Annotated in this window: 10 protein-coding genes; 7 read left to right on the top strand and 3 right to left on the bottom strand. The window is 32.6% G+C overall.

Annotated elements, in window-relative coordinates; translation table 11 throughout:
- The first annotated feature begins 115 nt into the window (after positions 1–115).
- The 5 genes from ACE193_RS09660 to hisS all read left to right on the top strand — a co-directional run bounded on the left by ACE193_RS09660 (position 116) and on the right by hisS (position 11,165).
- Positions 116–4,888 (top strand): PKD domain-containing protein, encoded by a 4,773-nt coding sequence (locus ACE193_RS09660; RefSeq protein ID WP_375562774.1) that lies wholly within the window; start codon positions 116–118, stop codon positions 4,886–4,888.
- Positions 4,889–5,073: 185 nt separating this feature from the next.
- Entirely contained in the window at positions 5,074–6,045 is a 972-nt protein-coding gene (locus tag ACE193_RS09655) for a DNA cytosine methyltransferase (RefSeq protein ID WP_375562773.1), read from the top strand.
- A complete protein-coding gene (locus tag ACE193_RS09650) occupies positions 5,990–7,000 on the top strand; it encodes a hypothetical protein (protein WP_375562772.1) in 1,011 nt (336 codons plus the stop codon). Before ACE193_RS09655 ends, ACE193_RS09650 begins: the two co-directional genes overlap by 56 nt.
- Before the next feature lie 279 nt (positions 7,001–7,279).
- Positions 7,280–9,553 (top strand): aconitate hydratase, encoded by a 2,274-nt coding sequence (locus ACE193_RS09645; RefSeq protein ID WP_375562771.1) that lies wholly within the window; start codon positions 7,280–7,282, stop codon positions 9,551–9,553.
- 223 nt (positions 9,554–9,776) lie between these two features.
- Positions 9,777–11,165: a histidine--tRNA ligase gene (hisS, locus tag ACE193_RS09640; protein ID WP_375562770.1), complete on the top strand. Its 1,389-nt coding sequence runs from the start codon at positions 9,777–9,779 to the stop codon at positions 11,163–11,165.
- 125 nt (positions 11,166–11,290) lie between these two features.
- Here the strand turns inward: hisS and ACE193_RS09635 are convergent, their stop codons facing one another.
- Entirely contained in the window at positions 11,291–12,775 is a 1,485-nt protein-coding gene (locus tag ACE193_RS09635; RefSeq protein ID WP_375562769.1) for a peptidoglycan DD-metalloendopeptidase family protein, read from the bottom strand.
- 630 nt (positions 12,776–13,405) lie between these two features.
- Between ACE193_RS09635 and ACE193_RS09630 the strand changes: the two genes are divergently transcribed.
- Positions 13,406–14,206 carry a hemerythrin domain-containing protein gene (locus ACE193_RS09630; RefSeq protein WP_375562768.1) on the top strand — a complete coding sequence of 267 codons (801 nt, stop codon included), beginning with the start codon at positions 13,406–13,408 and terminating at the stop codon, positions 14,204–14,206.
- Positions 14,207–14,424: 218 nt separating this feature from the next.
- The gene (locus ACE193_RS09625) at positions 14,425–15,453 is read left to right on the top strand and encodes a DUF4178 domain-containing protein (protein ID WP_375562767.1); all 1,029 of its coding nucleotides are present in this window, start codon (positions 14,425–14,427) and stop codon (positions 15,451–15,453) included.
- A 108-nt stretch (positions 15,454–15,561) separates the two neighbouring features.
- On the opposite strand, the gene ACE193_RS09620 is transcribed toward ACE193_RS09625, so the two are convergent.
- Together ACE193_RS09620 and ACE193_RS09615 are read right to left on the bottom strand one after the other, a co-directional pair.
- Positions 15,562–16,620: a metal-dependent hydrolase gene (locus tag ACE193_RS09620; RefSeq protein WP_375562766.1), complete on the bottom strand. Its 1,059-nt coding sequence runs from the start codon at positions 16,618–16,620 to the stop codon at positions 15,562–15,564.
- 86 nt (positions 16,621–16,706) lie between these two features.
- Positions 16,707–17,468, bottom strand: a complete 762-nt coding sequence (locus tag ACE193_RS09615; protein ID WP_375562765.1) for a hypothetical protein — start codon at positions 17,466–17,468, stop codon at positions 16,707–16,709.

Below are 17,468 nucleotides of genomic sequence, written 5' to 3'. Positions count from 1 at the left end.
AATCGTATAAAGACAACATACATAAGTTTTATTACAATATTATTTTTTATGTATTTATATAGGTTAATTATAGAATAAAGTTTGCTAATTACAATTATAAATTAATTATTTTTTTATGTGTCCAAATTTACTAAAGGTCAATAAGACTGCTTTTTTATTAATTGCAGCTATTATCTGTGTTATATTTTTTTTATTTCCAGTAAATAGCAATGCTCAATATCTTCCTGATAATTTGGGAGATATAAAACCTTTGGACAATAAATTAATGGTAAAGATAAAATCAAATACTATTAATGAACTAGAACAGGCAAGTAGTACTTTCAAAACAAAAAAAGTAGAAAGAAGATTTAATTTATCTTCAGTTGAGGCTCAAACGCTTTCTTTCAAAAAAATAAGTGCCACTACTATTCGTCTGCAAGATTGGTATGAGATAGAAATATCAGCTTCTACTACACTTCAAGAAGCAATTCTTTATTATCAAAGTCAAGATTTTGTTGAGTATGCAGAACCTATTTATCCCAATTATATTTTAGCTCCTCCTTATATACCTAATGACCCTTCTATATCAGCTCAATGGCAACTTAGTGTTAGTCAGTTATATGCAGCGTGGGGATTAAATAAAGGAGATACAAGTACAGTAATTGGAATAGTAGATACAGGAATTAATTATAATCATGTCCAGTTAAAAAACCAAATTCAGGTAAATTATGCTGAAAAGTATGGACAAATAGGAGTAGATGATGATAATAATGGCTTTGTAGATGATAGTTTAGGATATAGCTTTGGGTATATGAATCCTAATGTTGCAGATTACCAAGGGCATGGAACAGGTGTGGCAGGAATGGCTTCTACTACTACTGATGATGGTATAGCTCTAGCAGGTACTTCATTTAACTGTCGTATTTTGCCTGTAGGAGTTCTTTCTCCAAGTTTTCAAATTATTAATATGTATGATGGAATTTTATATGCTGCTGAAAGAGGATGTCAAGTAATAAATGTTTCTATTGGAAGACCAAGTCTAAGTTTTCAATGGGAGCAAGATGTAATAGATTATGTAACACTTGTAAAAGATGCTTTGATAGTAGCTGCTGCAGGAAATACAGCACAAGAATTGGATTTTTATCCAGCATCTTACAAACATGTATTATCTGTTGCCAACTCTGATGGAGGGGATAACCGATTTTCAACTGCTACATTTAGCAATTATATAGACGTGATGGCTCCTGGAGCTAGAGTACTAACGACAAATGCAAATGGCTCTCAAACATATGCTTGGGGATCATCTTATTCCTCTCCTTTTGTAGCTGGTATTGCTGGACTTGTTCGTTCAGCTTTTCCTAATTTGTCAGCAGACCAAGTGGGAGAACTTATTCGTGTAACATCAGATGATAAATATAATCAACCTGCAAATGTTCCTTTTTTAGAGAAGTTAGGTAAAGGAAGAGTAAATGCTTTTAGAGCATTAAGTGAAGAAAGTAGTGCTAAAGCTATCCGAATGGATAATTTTTTATACTTTGGAGGGAATGGGCAAGCTGCATTTTCAGGGGATACAATTACTTTAGAAGCCGATTTTATAAACTATCTGAATCTTATCACACCAAATGGAAAGATTGTTATTTCTACTTTATCACCTCATATAAGAATGTTAGATAGTGTATTTAATATAGGTGCAATGACAACTATGCAACAAAAAAATAATGCGAGCAATCCATTCCGTTTTGTTGTTAATCAAAATGCACCTTTAGATTTAGATGTGAAGTTTCGCTTAGGATTTTCTGATACAGACTATTCAGATTATCAATATTTTAGTATTCCTATTAATGCACCTTATCTAGCTATTCCATTTAATACCATAAATTTTACACTTACAGGAAATGGACGTGCAGGATATTATGATATTTATAATCGCTTAGGAAATGGAATTACATCAAATAATTCACAGACTTTGCAAGAAGGAGGTTTGATTGTAGGAAAGTCTGCTACAAATGTTTCAGATAATGTGCTGACAAATATGAATGGAATTGTTAAAGATGATGATTTCAAGATGATTGATATTCCTAGAATAACAGAAAAAACACCATTTTTTACGAAAGCAACTTCAAAATTTGCTGATACACTTGCTTCTATTGTTCCTCCTGTGGGTGTCCATGTAAAACATACTGTAAAAGGACGTACTAATACACCTCATCATCAATATATTATATTAGAATATGAATTTACAAATATAAGTGGTACTGTAATGGATTCTATGAATGTAGGTTTGTATTATGATTGGAATTTGGGAGATTATACACGTAATTTTGCAGACTGGGACAATACTCGTCAGTTTGGTTATGTATTTGGTGCAGGGGCAAGTGGATATGCAGGCATAAAAGCAATTAGTTCTAATAAAACGTATTTTGCATTGGATTTCCAAAATGTAGGAGGAAATAATATTAATGTAAATGATGGTTTTACATCTGCTGAAAAATATCAAAGTGTTTCGACAGGGGTTTCTCGCAAACGTGCAGGATTCAACACTGGTGGAGGAGATGTAGCTCATATTGTCGGAACAGTTCTACATAATTTTGGAGTAAATGAAACACGTAAAGTTACTTTTGTAGTTATGCTTGCTCCTACATTGGCAGCCCTTAGAGATGCTCATGATGCTGCTGTTTTGACTACTGACTCATCTTCTTCTATTTCGCCAATTCCAGTAGTTAATAACACACTTTGTCAGAATACCTCTTATACCATTACACCACAAGGAGGTACAAACTTTAGACTTTATGATATTGCAAATACACAGACTCCTATTCAGTCAGGTACTTCATTTACACTAACTCCTGCTGATTTGGGAAGCACTTTTTATGTTACTAATACAGATTCTGTTTTAGAAGGGGATTATACTACACTTCGTTTTAGCGCACGTACTGCCATAGCTGATTTTAACTCTCCTTCCCAACTTAATTTAGACCAAACTAATATTGTAGGTTTTCAAGATGCTAGTCAGAATGCAGTTTCTTGGTTATGGGATTTTGGAAATGGGCAAACATCAGCACTACAAAATCCTTCCATGACTTATACTAGTCAAGGGACTTATACTGTTAGCCTAACAATTGCTGATATAGCTGGTTGTACAAGTACACATTCAAAAGCAATTCAAGTTGTTCGCAAATCTCCTAAACCTATTATTTCAACTACTTCAAAACAATCATGTGATGATGTACCTATTGAAATACGTCCGTTAGCTAATGGAACAAATTTTAAGTTTTATGACACTCAAAATAGACTTTTAGAAACAGGAAGAAGTTATGTTGTACCAGCAAAATCTCTGGATAGTTTGTATGTAACTAATATAGATTCTGCACTAGAAAGCGACAGAGTATTGGTAAAAATCCAATGGATTAGACTTACAGCTAGTTTTGTGGCAAATCCAAGATATGATACTTTGCTTTATGATAATGTATTATTTCAAAATACATCTTCAAGTGACTTTTTCGTCCAAACTACAACTTGGGATTTTGGCGATGGTTCTCCTATTCAAATGGGAGCAGCCAAAAGACATACCTATTCAGCACAAGGAAGATATAAAGTGAAAATGATTACTACAAATGATTTTGGGTGTGCCAAAACAGTAGAAAAATGGTTTTATGTAGGGAAAATATCTCCTCGTCCTTCTATAGCCTCACCTATTCAAGTTTGTAAAGGAGAAAGTATTACAATTCGTCCTACTGGAGGAACAGTATTTAATTTTTATTCTAATTTAGATTCTCTTCCCATTTCACAAGGAACTGAAATTTCATTTAATTCAACTACTTATATTCCTTCTATTTTGTATGTCAAAGGTGCAGATTCTTTGATTGAAAGTGATCCTGTGAGTACACGTCTTGAAGTAGTACAGGTCGTGCCTAATTTTGATTTTCCTAGAGAACTTTATTTGGATGAAGAAACAATAGTTAGATTTAGAGATAATACTTCTGAGGCTACTTCTTGGTTATGGGAGTTTGGTGATGGAACTACTTCAACAGAGCGTAACCCTTCACATACCTACAATACACAAGGCGATTATACAGTTAGTCTGACTATTAGGACAGCAGCAGGGTGTCAAGGAAGAGCTTCTAAAAATTTGGTTGTATTTAGGCGTTCTCCAAAACCTATCGTAAATAATCTGTTTGTATGTAGATATGATTCGACCACGATTATTCCACAAGGAGGAACACTATTTAATTTTTATAACTCAGCTACAACCGACCAACCAATTCATACAGGAAGGGTTTATAATTTAGGTTTTATAAGTCAGCCTAAAGATATTTGGGTTACAAATTTGGATTCTGCTTTAGAAAGTCCTGCTGTAAAAGTACATGTAGATTTCAGTCGTCCTTCTTCTGATTTTGAAATGAGTGTAACAGATACGCTTAATCTTTTCGAAAAAGATACTTTATTTTTGGAAGACAAAAGTGAGGGAGCTGTTTGGTGGTATTGGAATTTTGGAAATGGAGAAATTGCCACGACTAAAAACACCCAAACGATTTATAAACAGCAAGGAGAATATCAAGTTATCTTAATTACAAGAGATACACTGGGTTGTATAGATTCATTGAGTCGTAATTTAGTGGTCGTTGATAAACCTGTAATTACTGGAGGAGATTCAAACACAAATTATCATGTTTTGGTATATCCTAATCCTGCCTCTGATTATCTAAATGCGTATGTAGAATTACAGACCAGTGATGAAGTAATGATTCGTATTTATAATAGTTTGGGACAAGAATTAATGACAAGTCCAAAAGAAGAAATTACGAAGAAACGTTTTGTTTTTGATGTCAGAACGCTTACAAAAGGTGTTTACTACGTTCAGATAATTATGTCAGATAAAGTGGTCAATAAAAAAGTAGTATTAGAATAAGATTAATTGAAAAGGCAATCTAATTTTTTATTGGATTGCCTTTTTTATGAACAAAGACATAAAAGAATATCAGAAAACCTATTTTAATGATTGCTAATATTTAGAACTATTTGATAAATTAGTTAGTAAACAAACTTTTTCTTATTTTTGTATGTCAATAGTTCGTTAATAATATTACTAAGTATATGTTCAAATTTATAGATTTATTTGCAGGAGTAGGAGGAATTAGAATTCCTTTTCAGGAGTTGGGTGGAGAGTGCGTTTTTACATCTGAGTTAGATAAATTTGCTCAAATTACTTATGAAGCCAATTTTGGAGAAAAGCCCAAAGGAGATATTACTAAAATACACGAAGAAGATATTCCCACTTTTGATATATTATTAGCAGGTTTTCCTTGCCAAGCTTTTTCTATTGCTGGAAAACGATTAGGTTTTGAAGACACTAGAGGAACATTGTTTTTTGATATTGCTAGAATTATAAAATATCATAGACCTAAAGCCTTTTTATTAGAAAATGTAAAAGGTTTAATCAATCACAACAAAAAGCAAACTTTTAAAACGATAAAAGAAACGCTCTATCAGTTAGGATATAATGTTCATTTTAAAGTTTTGAATGCTAAAAAATTTGGTGTTCCTCAAAACAGAGAACGCATTTATATTGTAGGTTTTTTAGAAGATGTAGCATTTGACTTTCCTTTAGATTTGAATATTCCAGTTAAATTAGGTGATATTTTAGATGAAGAAATTGATGAAAGATATACAATATCAGACAAACTATGGGAATCTCACCAAGCTAGAAAAAAAAGAAATCTTGAAAAAGGATGGGGGTTTGGTTATTCTTTATTTACTGAAGAATCTGAATATACAAGTACTATCTCAGCTAGATATTACAAAGATGGTTCAGAGGTTTTGATAGCGCAAAAAAATAATAATCCACGCAAACTTACACCAAGAGAAGCTGGTAGGTTACAAGGTTTTCCAGAAAGTTTTATTATTCCTGTCAGTGATACACAAGCCTATAAGCAATTTGGTAACTCGGTTGCTGTTCCTGTTATCCGAGCAGTTGCAAAAGAAATGCTACACAGTTTAAATCTAATACCTAATGAACATAGAGAACATCAATTTCGTGCAAATAGACAACTACCGATTAACTATTAACTTGGAGCTTTATAAGACATTGAAAGATGTTATACAAGCAAAACTCACAGAAAATCAAACGATTAGTCTTGTAGAAAAACTTAAATTACTGACTTCTTCAAAAGAAAATTTTGATGATAAAGTTAGTATTCTCTATAAAGGAGTTGATGATATATCTAATAATGAAAAGACTAGAGAAAAGATAAAACAACTTATTGATAATAGTATTCTGAAAGAAGAAAACTTAGCTATCTTTAAATTAGCACTTAATTTGGATAGATTCAAAAAAATAATCCTAGAGCAAAGCAAATTAGTAGCAGAGGGCTTTCAACTGACAGAAGATATACACATAATGGATTTTCAGTATGATTACAACATGCTACATTTACCGTATTCGATTAGAGTAACAGGAGCATTATTGATAAAGGCTCTCTTTGAGGAAGTAAACATAAGAAAAAATGTCCTTTATAAACCTTTAATAGAAGATTTGGGAAAAATTGCTAGTTTAGATGCAGATGCAATTTTACAGATTATTTATGCTGAAAGTGCTAGTCAGTCTATTCGTTCAAGTTCGGGTAGTAGTTATGAAAGTAGGCTAGAAGAAGTCTTGAAAAATAACAATATCATGTACAAGAATCAATCTTTTGATGCAAATTTAGAAGCAGTAGAGTATGACTTTGTCTTAATGCGTAATGGGAAAAAAATAGGTGTGAGTGCAAAAAGAACTTTAAGAGAGCGTTACAAACAAAACCATGAAGATGTAGATAAATTAGAAGTTGATGCAATGTTTTTAATTACTTTAGGAATCGACTTAAACGAAGATAAAATTAGATATATTACACACAAGGAAGGCAATCATATTTTTGTAGCATCAGATTTATACGATAAAACTTCTTTCTTTCAAAAAAACGAAAATGTCTATCCATTAAATTTACTCACAAATAATTTAATCGATAAAATACTCAAAGTAAAATAAAGCCTGTTTGTAAATAGCTTTCTTAATCCCTCGCCCCTTTTTAGAATCATTCTAATTAATAGTTAAACAAGCAAAGAAATTGATAATTTGCTTAGTTGTGCGTAATTTTCTAGTTTAAATGGAAAGACATGTATTTTGTCTGTTCATTTATAGAAAAACACACACAATCACACACCATCCTTTCTGTATTCTAACTATTTCTAACTATTTTTTGAGATATGAGTTAGTGTACTATATATCTTTTTGAAAATCTTTTACTCTTAAATAAAAAACAAAAAAATGGCTCTTTACGATTTAGATATGATGAAAAAAGTCTATGCGCAACTCAAAAGTCGTGTAGATAAAGCAAGAGAAGTAGTAGGCAGACCCTTAACTTTGTCAGAGAAAATTTTATACAATCACCTTTGGGATGGAGAAGCAACAACAGCTTTCAAAAGAGGAGAAGATTATGTGGATTTTGCACCTGATAGAATTGCGTGTCAAGATGCAACGGCTCAAATGGCTTTGTTGCAATTTATGCAAGCAGGAAAAGACAAAGTAGCCGTACCAACAACGGTTCACTGCGACCACTTGATTCAAGCAAAAGAAGGAGCAGCAAAAGATTTGGCATTCGCAAACAAAACAAGTTCGGAAGTATTTGATTTTTTATCTTCTGTTTCTAATAAATATGGTATTGGATTTTGGAAACCAGGGGCAGGTATTATTCACCAAGTAGTTTTAGAAAACTATGCTTTCCCAGGAGGAATGATGATTGGTACAGATTCGCACACCGTAAATGCTGGTGGACTAGGAATGGTTGCTATCGGTGTTGGTGGTGCTGATGCTGTGGATGTAATGGCAGGAATGCCTTGGGAATTGAAATTTCCAAAATTAATAGGTGTAAAATTGACTGGAAAATTATCTGGTTGGTCTGCACCAAAAGACGTTATTTTGAAAGTAGCTGGTATTCTTACCGTAAAAGGTGGAACAGGTGCAATCGTAGAATATTTTGGAGAAGGTGCAAAATCTATGTCTTGTACAGGTAAAGGAACTATCTGTAATATGGGTGCAGAAATTGGAGCAACAACTTCTACTTTTGGTTATGATGAGTCAATGGAGCGTTATTTACGTGCAACTGGACGTGATGCAGTAGCTGACGCAGCCAATGAAGTAGCAGATTATTTGACAGGAGATGACGAAGTATATGCAAATCCAGAACAATATTTTGACCAAGTCATTGAAATTAATTTAAGTGAATTAAAACCACACATCAATGGTCCTTTCTCTCCAGATTTAGCTTCTGAAGCAGGAACTGATGTAAAATTAAAAGCTGAAGCAAACGGCTGGCCTTTAAATGTAGAATGGGGATTGATTGGTTCTTGTACCAACTCTTCGTATGAAGATTTATCAAGAGCTGCCTCTATTGCAAAACAAGCTGTGGACAAAGGAATTGAAGTAAAAGCTGAATTTGGAATCAATCCTGGTTCGGAGCAAGTACGTTTTACGGCTGCAAGAGATGGTTTATTAGGTATTTTTGAAGAACTAGGAGCGAAGATTTTTACAAATGCTTGTGGTCCTTGTATTGGTCAGTGGGCTAGATATTCTGACCCTAAGAACGCACCTAAAAACTCTATTGTTCATTCATTCAATAGAAACTTTGCAAAGCGTGCTGACGGAAACCCAAATACTCACGCTTTTGTAACTTCTCCAGAACTCGTAGCAGCAATCGCTATTTCTGGTCGTTTGGATTTTAACCCAATGACAGATACAATTAAAAATAAAAAAGGCGAAGATGTAATGTTTGATGCTCCAGTAGGAGAAGAGCTACCTTCAAAAGGATTTGATGTAGAAGATGCAGGTTTCCAAGCTCCAATGGAAGACGGCTCGGGAGTTAATGTTGTTGTTGCTGATGATTCAGAAAGATTACAATTACTTACTCCTTTTGAGCCTTTGGGTTCTGATATTAAAAATGCTAAATTATTGATTAAAGCATTCGGAAAATGTACAACTGACCATATTTCTATGGCTGGTCCTTGGTTGCGTTTCCGTGGACATTTAGATAATATTTCTAATAACTGTCTTATTGGTGCTGTAAATGCCTTTAACAAAGCAACAGACAACGTTAAAAATCAACTTACAGGCGAATATGGTGCTGTTCCTGCTACGGCAAGAGCGTACAAAGCTGCTGGTGTTCCTTCTATCGTTGTGGGAGACCATAATTATGGTGAAGGTTCTTCAAGAGAACACGCTGCTATGGAGCCTCGTCATTTGGGCGTTGCTGCTGTAATCGTAAAATCATTTGCTCGTATTCACGAAACAAACCTTAAAAAACAAGGAATGCTTGGTCTTACATTTGCTAATGAAGCAGATTATGATTTGATTCAAGAAGATGATACATTCACTTTCACAGATTTGAAAGACTTTGCTCCGAATAAGCAACTTACTTTAGAAGTAACTCACAAAGACGGTTCTAAAGATACTATCAAATTGAATCATACCTATAATGCAAGTCAGATTGCGTGGTATAATGAAGGTTCTGCATTGAATTTAATTAAGAAAGAAAATGCAGCTTGATTCTAATTAAGTAGCTCATTTTATAAATTTAGAAAAGCAAGTTCAGAAATGGACTTGCTTTTTTTGTAGGAAAATTTTGAAGTTATTTAAGAATGTGTTTTTTCTACATAGAAAAGGGAACTTTCAACCTACTTTTTTTGGTATATTTGTCATATTAAAACAAAACGTATCATTTTACTCTTTATGGGGGGAATGATTATAAAAATATGCAAATAACTTTACCATGAAAAAACCTTCTGTTCCACAGGGAATGCGTGATTTTTCGCCCGAACAAATGCTCAAACGTCAATGGCTTTTTGATTCTATAAAAAAAGTATTTATAAAGTATGGTTTTCTGCCTTTAGAAACACCTACCATGGAAAACCTAGATTCTTTGACAGGAAAATATGGTGATGAAGGCGACCAACTTCTTTTTAGAGTGCTTAATTCAGGCGATTTTTTGAAAGATGTACGCAAAAAAGATAATCAAAAAAAAGTAGAAGAATTAGACTATAAAGAAATTACCACAAAAGTCAGTAAACGAGGTTTGCGTTATGATTTGACAGTTCCTTTTGCTCGTTATGTGGTTCAGCACCAAAGCGAAATTACTTTTCCTTTTCGTAGGTTTCAAATTCAACCTGTTTGGCGTGCTGACCGTCCACAAAAAGGGCGTTATCGTGAGTTTTATCAATGTGATGCCGATGTAGTGGGTTCAGATTCCTTGATTAATGAAGCCGAATTATTACAAATGGCTGATGAGGTTTTTGAAAAATTGAATCTAAAAGTTACTATCAAACTCAACAGTAGAAAAATTTTGCAAGGTCTTTCAGAGGTTGTTGGTTTTTCAGAGAAAATGACTGATATTACGGTTGCGATTGATAAATTAGACAAAATTGGTTGGGAAGGCGTAGCAAAAGAACTCACAGAAAGAGAGCTTTCAGAAACTGCAATTTCGAAAATACATGATTTTGTGGAATTTATGACGCACAAAAACACAACTTTCAATCAAGAGAAATTAGATTATCTAAAATTGTTCTTTAGTGGAAATGCAGCAGGAGAAGCTGGAATTATAGAATTAGAACAAGTTCAACAGTTTTTACAAGGAATTTCATTTATTAATAATTTGCAAATTGACCCAACTCTTGCACGAGGTTTAGGCTATTATACAGGCTGTATTTATGAAATAAAAGCAGACGAAGCCGAGATGGGAAGCATTGGTGGAGGTGGTCGTTATGATGACCTTACTGGAATTTTTGGATTAAAAGGCTATTCAGGAGTAGGAATTTCGTTTGGAATCGAACGAATTTATGATGTCTTGGAAGAGTTAGATTTATTTCCAAAAGGTATTTCAGAATCTACCAAAGTCATTTTCTTAGCTTTTGATGAAGCTGCACGAATTTGGAGTTTGCCATTGGTAAGAAGACTTAGAGATAGAAATATTGCTACTGAAGTTTATACAGAAAATAAAAATATCAAAAAGCAATTTGATTACGCCAACAAAAGAAATATTCCTTTTTGTGTAGTTGTAGGAGAAAATGAAATGAGAACAGGACAATTAGCCGTCAAAAATATGATTGAAGGTTCGCAAGAAATGATGTCTATTGATGAATTGATTGAGAAGTTTGCTATTTAGATAGGTCGCTCGTAGGGATACAAGCAACAGTAGAATAACTAAAAAAAATAAGCCTTCAAAAACAATATATTTTTGAAGGCTTATTTTCATTCACTTATCACTTACCATTAATAACTTATCACTATTTATCGTATTCTCAAACGTCTTCCCAATCTCAAATTTGTGCGTGTACTAATTCCGTTGAGTTTGCAGATAGATGAAATAGTAACTCCATATTGACGACTAATTTTCCAAAGAGAATCTCCACTTTTTATTTTGTGATAAACGACTCTTCTTACACTATTTGTACCGTCGGCATCTTCATCTCCGTCGTCTTCGTGTGTATGAGTGCTGTTTACTCGTGCGCCCAAATGCTTGAAGTTGGCAGCCGTTAGTTCAAAATCTTTTAATTTGATTTGATTTTTTTCGAAGTCAAAAATAGTTGCTGGATCTATTGAGTTTCCTTCATAACGCATCTCAAAATGCAAGTGAGGTCCTGTACTTCGTCCTGTACTTCCTCCTTTTCCGATTAACTGACCAGCTTTTACATAATCTCCAACTTCTACATCGGTTGCGCTAAGGTGTCCATAAACGGTTTCAAGCCCGTTGTTGTGCCTTATGACAATATGATTTCCGAATCCTCTACCATATTTTTTTACTCTAATTATTCCATCAAAAACAGCATAAATTGGGTCGCCTGTATCCAAATCTAAATCCGTTCCGTGATGCCAACGATAACGACGATAACCAAAATTTGAGTTTATTCTATTACTTGCCATAGGTGGCGACCAATACTGATTTTTTGCAGAATCATAAAGTGCAATCTGAACAGTATCTCTAAACTTAGAAGCATCAACTCCGTAAGGGTTTACTGAATTCGAATCCCAAATTTTATAATACTGGCGCATCGTAATCCAAACACAATCAATCGCAATTTCTTCCGAAATCATGACGATATTACTCATCTTTGCGTTGTCATAATTGGTTGTATCTTCTCTAAACAAACTTTTACGAGCATTCATACTAATAGAAAGTGTATCTAAAAAAAGTGAATATCCCCAACTTCCACCAAGCGTACTAAGACGCAGCATTGTCGTATCAGATAGGTTTAAAAGAGTAGCATTGGCAGGACGAAAATTTTCATCATCATAACTATCTCCACCAATAGAAGGAGCATTTTTATTTACAACATCTGAATTTTTTGATGCTTTTGAAGCCATTCCCTTTAGAGAATCAATTTCAATTTCTCCATTTTTGGAGGCTGACATAAATAGAGCAGAATCTATATTGTTTTTAGAAATGCCAAAAGCATCTATCGAATCTGTCTTTGAAATCGCTAAAGTTTGTTTTAATGAATCTAGTTTTTTGTTTTTTGTAGCTTCATCTTTTTGAGCGACCTTTTGAGTTTCTTTGTCTGTTTCTGCCTGTGTAGGTAGAATGAGCAAATTCGGAATTGTAATAGTTTTGAAGTCACTTTGATTATTTTTATCTTTTTGAGTATTTTGAGCAGTAGCGTTATTTTTTTGAGCTAAAAAAGTAAATAAAATAAAAAAGAAAGAAACAATTTTTAATAGTTTATGATATTCTTTTATATCATAAAATGAGGCTTTTGAGTAATTATTCAAGTCCATGAGAAAATAATAGGGATGTAAGGCATAAAATAAATAGCTTGTTCAAACAGAATTTTTATTTATCAGACAAGGGAAATTCTAGTTTATTAAATTTGTAAAGAACCGATTGTTCGGTTACAAAATTTATTGCTATCTTTTTATGAGTAATTAAACCACTTATTTTTTTGATAAAAGAATAAACTAAAATCAAATAAATAAATCCTTGAGAATGTTTTTTGTGAGCAGATGAAAAAATTAATGCTAAATTATAAGAGATATTTTATCTGTATAATTTTATAAAAAGCTATGTCAGAGATAATTTTTCTGTTCATAAAACTTTTTCAATATTTTTTTAATATAATGGAACTAATTTTTAATAAGATTCCTTCTAAATGAATGTGCAATTTACAACTATTTTATAAACACTACCAAATATTACTATTTCTTTATTTACTTCATGGTATTTATCTTTTATTTAGTAGGAATAAACTAATTTATTATACTTGGGTTTACATATTTTAGTAAAATAGATTTAGTAAATTTTATTTTTCTTTGAGTTATAATCAGTTCTAATTATTCAGTTTTGCTCAAAAATCTATATTTTTGTAGGTGTAGAAAAATTTGTCTGTTAAGTTATAAATACTAAAGTGTATGGAAAATATGAATGAAAACCAAAATAGCTCTCATCTTAATATGGCTGAAAATATAAACGATTTAGTTTCAAAAAACTATGTTTATGCTGCTGTACTGCATTATTTTGGAATAGATTTTTATAATCATACACATCAAACGCTGGCTCAAACGTGTGCTGAAAAGGGAATTGATGCTAACTTATTGATAAAACAGTTAGAAGCAGCAGTTTGTAAAAAGAATAATTCAAACTCTACTAAAAATCAGAATATTTCTCATTATCCAGTTGAGTTGGTCATTGATTATTTAAAACATTCGCATCGTGTTTTTATGCGTCGCAGTTTGCCTTATATGTCAAAATTGGTTTCTGATTGTGATAGTAAGGATTTTTCTATTCAGTACAAATCAATTATAGAAGACCTCAAAATTGCTTTTCCTTTATTTGCAGAAGATTTTATTCATCATATTTTTGAAGAAGAAGATTCGCTCTTCGATTATATTACTCTTTTGGATAATGCTTTTTATGAAAAAATACCAATGACAAAGGTGTTTTATCCAATGAAAGAACACTCTATTTCTCGTTTTTTACGCCAACATCAACAAGACGACGATGAAATGAAAGGCATCAGAGAACTGACAAATAATTATAAAATTACGACCAAAACGCCTCTTTTAATAAAGGTTTTGTATTCAGAATTAAAGGATTTTGAAGAAGAATTGCAACTACATGCAGATATAGAAAACAGAATATTACTTCCAAAAGCCCTAAAACTGGAGTTGAAATTAAAACAAAATATAATAGAAAAGAGTAAATTTAATTAGCAACTAGAACGTAGATATTGGGAACTAGAGAATGAGAAAGTGAAAATAAATTTCTACCTTCAATCACTAAATATTCCTAAATCAATGTTTTTCTGCAATCCTTTAATTAATTTTTACGTAAGTTGTAAATAGATAGACAAAAGGAATAATTAGGAACACAAAAAGTAAATTATACGATAAGTCAAAAGTAAAAAACGATTAAGTCAATACTAAAGTAAATGGGAAATCTGATATTACCACCTTCACTCACTCGGGAACTTCCTTATGCTGTTACTGCACAACTTTCAGAACTGCCACAAGAAGCACAACGAGAATTTTTTGAAGAGTACAACCGAAATGCACGTACTACTTCGATAGGCTATATTCTGCATTTGCTTGTCTTTGGAACACATTACGCTTACCTCAATCAATGGCTCTTGCAGTTTTTATATTGGTTTACAGCAGGTGGTTTTGGGATTTGGTGGTTTATAGATTTGTTCAGAATTCCTTCAATGATAGAAGCACATAACAACAAAGTAGCAGACCAAACACTTCGTCATGTACTTGTAAAATATCGTTATGGACTCAAAAATCCGACGACAGCAGATTCTATTTCATCTTCAGCAAGAGGTTCACGGTTTATGCTCAGAACGCCTTATGATTTACAGAAAAAAAACACTGGAAAAGAAAATTCTACTCATTTAGACAAACGCAGTATTACTAAAATCCGTCCGATTGCACCTCGTATTTTAGAAACTCCAGATGCTGACCCAATGCGATTAAGTATCATTAATATAAAATCAGGATATTTAGTAGATTTTGATTTGACAACGTGGGAAACTGTCCAAGAATGGCAATACGATTGGGATAATGGAAATAGTGGAAAAGAATTTCGTCTAGTCAATGAAAAAGAAACACTGCATTTGTACATGAGAAATGAAGGAACTCAATTACATACTATTTTGGGTCGCAAAGTAAATATTCATTCTATTGATAGAGAATTAGAAGACGAAATTCAGACAAACTCTCGTCCTCCATCAGTACTTAATTATCAAGAAATAGATTATTTTAGAGAAAATACAAAAATAGGTTGGAGGCACGAACTAACAACCAAAACAAGTGCAAACAAACTCACTATTTGGGAATATTTTGATGAAACAATGACGTTTTTTATGCGTATCGAACAAATTGAAAATCAAACCTACAAAGCAACAGTAGGAGAAGTGATTTCTCCGTTTGAGTTTTCGAATGTTCTTCCTAAAGAATAGTATTCAATTACGAATTACGGATTAAAAATTATGATATTGTGAAATAATGAAATAAAATTTTGTCTTATAAAATAAAAAAAGACATTTTCCGTAATCCGTAATTGGTTTTTAATTCCCCAAAGCTCTCCCAAAAAGCTGTATTATAAGCTCAAACCCTTCTGCATAATTATTTCTTTTTTGTTCGAAAGATAAATTTCCATTTTTATCTTCTGTAATTAAATAGGTAAAAACAAAATCTCCATCTCCATTTTGCCAGCCGTCTAGTTGTCCGAAACGAAGGTCGTTTATTTGATAAATTTTCTTTCCATTTTCTGTTCTTGTTTCTACGGTATAATATCCTTGTGGAACTTCTAAAAGCTGTTTTACTTTTTGATTGTCTTTTATAGGTTCTAAGAGATGCCAATTTTTTTCAAAATAATGGTATTTTACCTCTTTTTTGTTATCCAAAACAGAGTAATAACCACTATAATAACCGTCTTTTGTTTCTACAATATTATTCCAAAGTAAAATATTGAGAGGTGTCGTTTTGGTATCATAACGCAGATAATCTATATTTTGAGCTTTTAGATTTTCTTCAAAAACGCTATTTACTCGTTGCTGATTAATCACTCCCATTAATAAATAAAAAGAAGACATTCCCACGCCAAACCAAACCAAAAAAGCACGTTTTTCATTATATTTTTTCTGCTTAAAAGCTGGAAGAAATCTAGCCCAAAGAAGCAAAATCAGAAAAGGAAAAGTATAAAAAAAATCAACTACAAAAACTGTTTTGAGGGCATAACCGTGTTCTGAAAAAGGATAGAAAATTTTCGTTCCCCAAGTAGTAAAAATATCTAACCACGAATGGGTAATCATTCCCCAAAAGAATAAATTTGTCCACCCCCAAAAACTCATTTCTGACAGGAATTTGAGTTTATATTTTGTGCCTAGAAAATTAAAAAGCCAACCCAAAAGAGGAGCTACCAAAACGGCAAACAAAACAGAGTGCATCAAACTACGATGCCACCTAAGTTCTTGTACAATATCTAAAAAAGGATTTGCCAAAACATCTAAATCTGGAATTGTGCCAGCAACTGCTCCCCAAAGCATAGCTTGGTTTCCTATTTTGCGCCCTGCGATAAGTTCGCCAACAGCTGCTCCTAATACAATTTGTGTGAGTGAATCCATAATGTAGCCGATAGCTTCCAAGCTGTCGGAATGTATTTGTAAAGTTTTTCTGACAGCTTGGAAGCTGTCAGCTACGTAAATTTCGTTTATTTTATTTCTTTGTAATCAAAAGGCTGTAATCTTTGTCCTTTCTTCTGTTTTATCTGATAACATGTACTTATAATACCACTATCTGTATGTGTATTGACTTGAAAAATTGTAGGTTTATTAATATCATTGTCAAAATATAATACTCCTTCTCCGTTTACTGTATATTTCTGATTTAGTATTTCAATCGTTGTTTTAGGAATCTTAATATATTTGTTTACGTTTCTCAAGGAGTAAAATCCTAAAGTTGTATCGTTAGCGTTTATAATAGACCCTTTGTTAGAAATAAACCCACAACTACTATAATATAATCTATTATATTCTGTATCTAATAATCTGTAAGCGTTTTGATATAAATTGTTTTGATAAACATCTATCAAGATTTCATAGTCTGTATTTACAGGTTTTTTAGCTTCTGAATGAATGTAAAAAGCAGCACTATCAGGAAGAGAAGATTTTAGATTAGTAACATTTATTTGACTTGTTTTATAAAGGTTTTCAAGGTCAGAATAGGCACTTTCAATTTTATTATATACTGCTATATCTCTTGGATTACGTCCTCTTTCATAGATAGCAAAATCAGCTTTTTGTAGCTTATAATTATGTATTTCTTTAGTAAGCCTTCTAATTTTCTTATGTGTAGTTATAATAGCTTTCTCTTGTTCTGATTTTGAAGAACAATCTGAAAAACATTGATATACTATAACTAAACAGAGCATCAGCCAAGAAGATATTGCTACAACTTTTTTTATTCGTTTCAT

Source organism: Bernardetia aquimarina (assembly GCF_042180575.1).
Classification (GTDB): domain Bacteria; phylum Bacteroidota; class Bacteroidia; order Cytophagales; family Bernardetiaceae; genus Bernardetia.
This window is presented reverse-complemented; position numbering and strand designations above follow the sequence as displayed.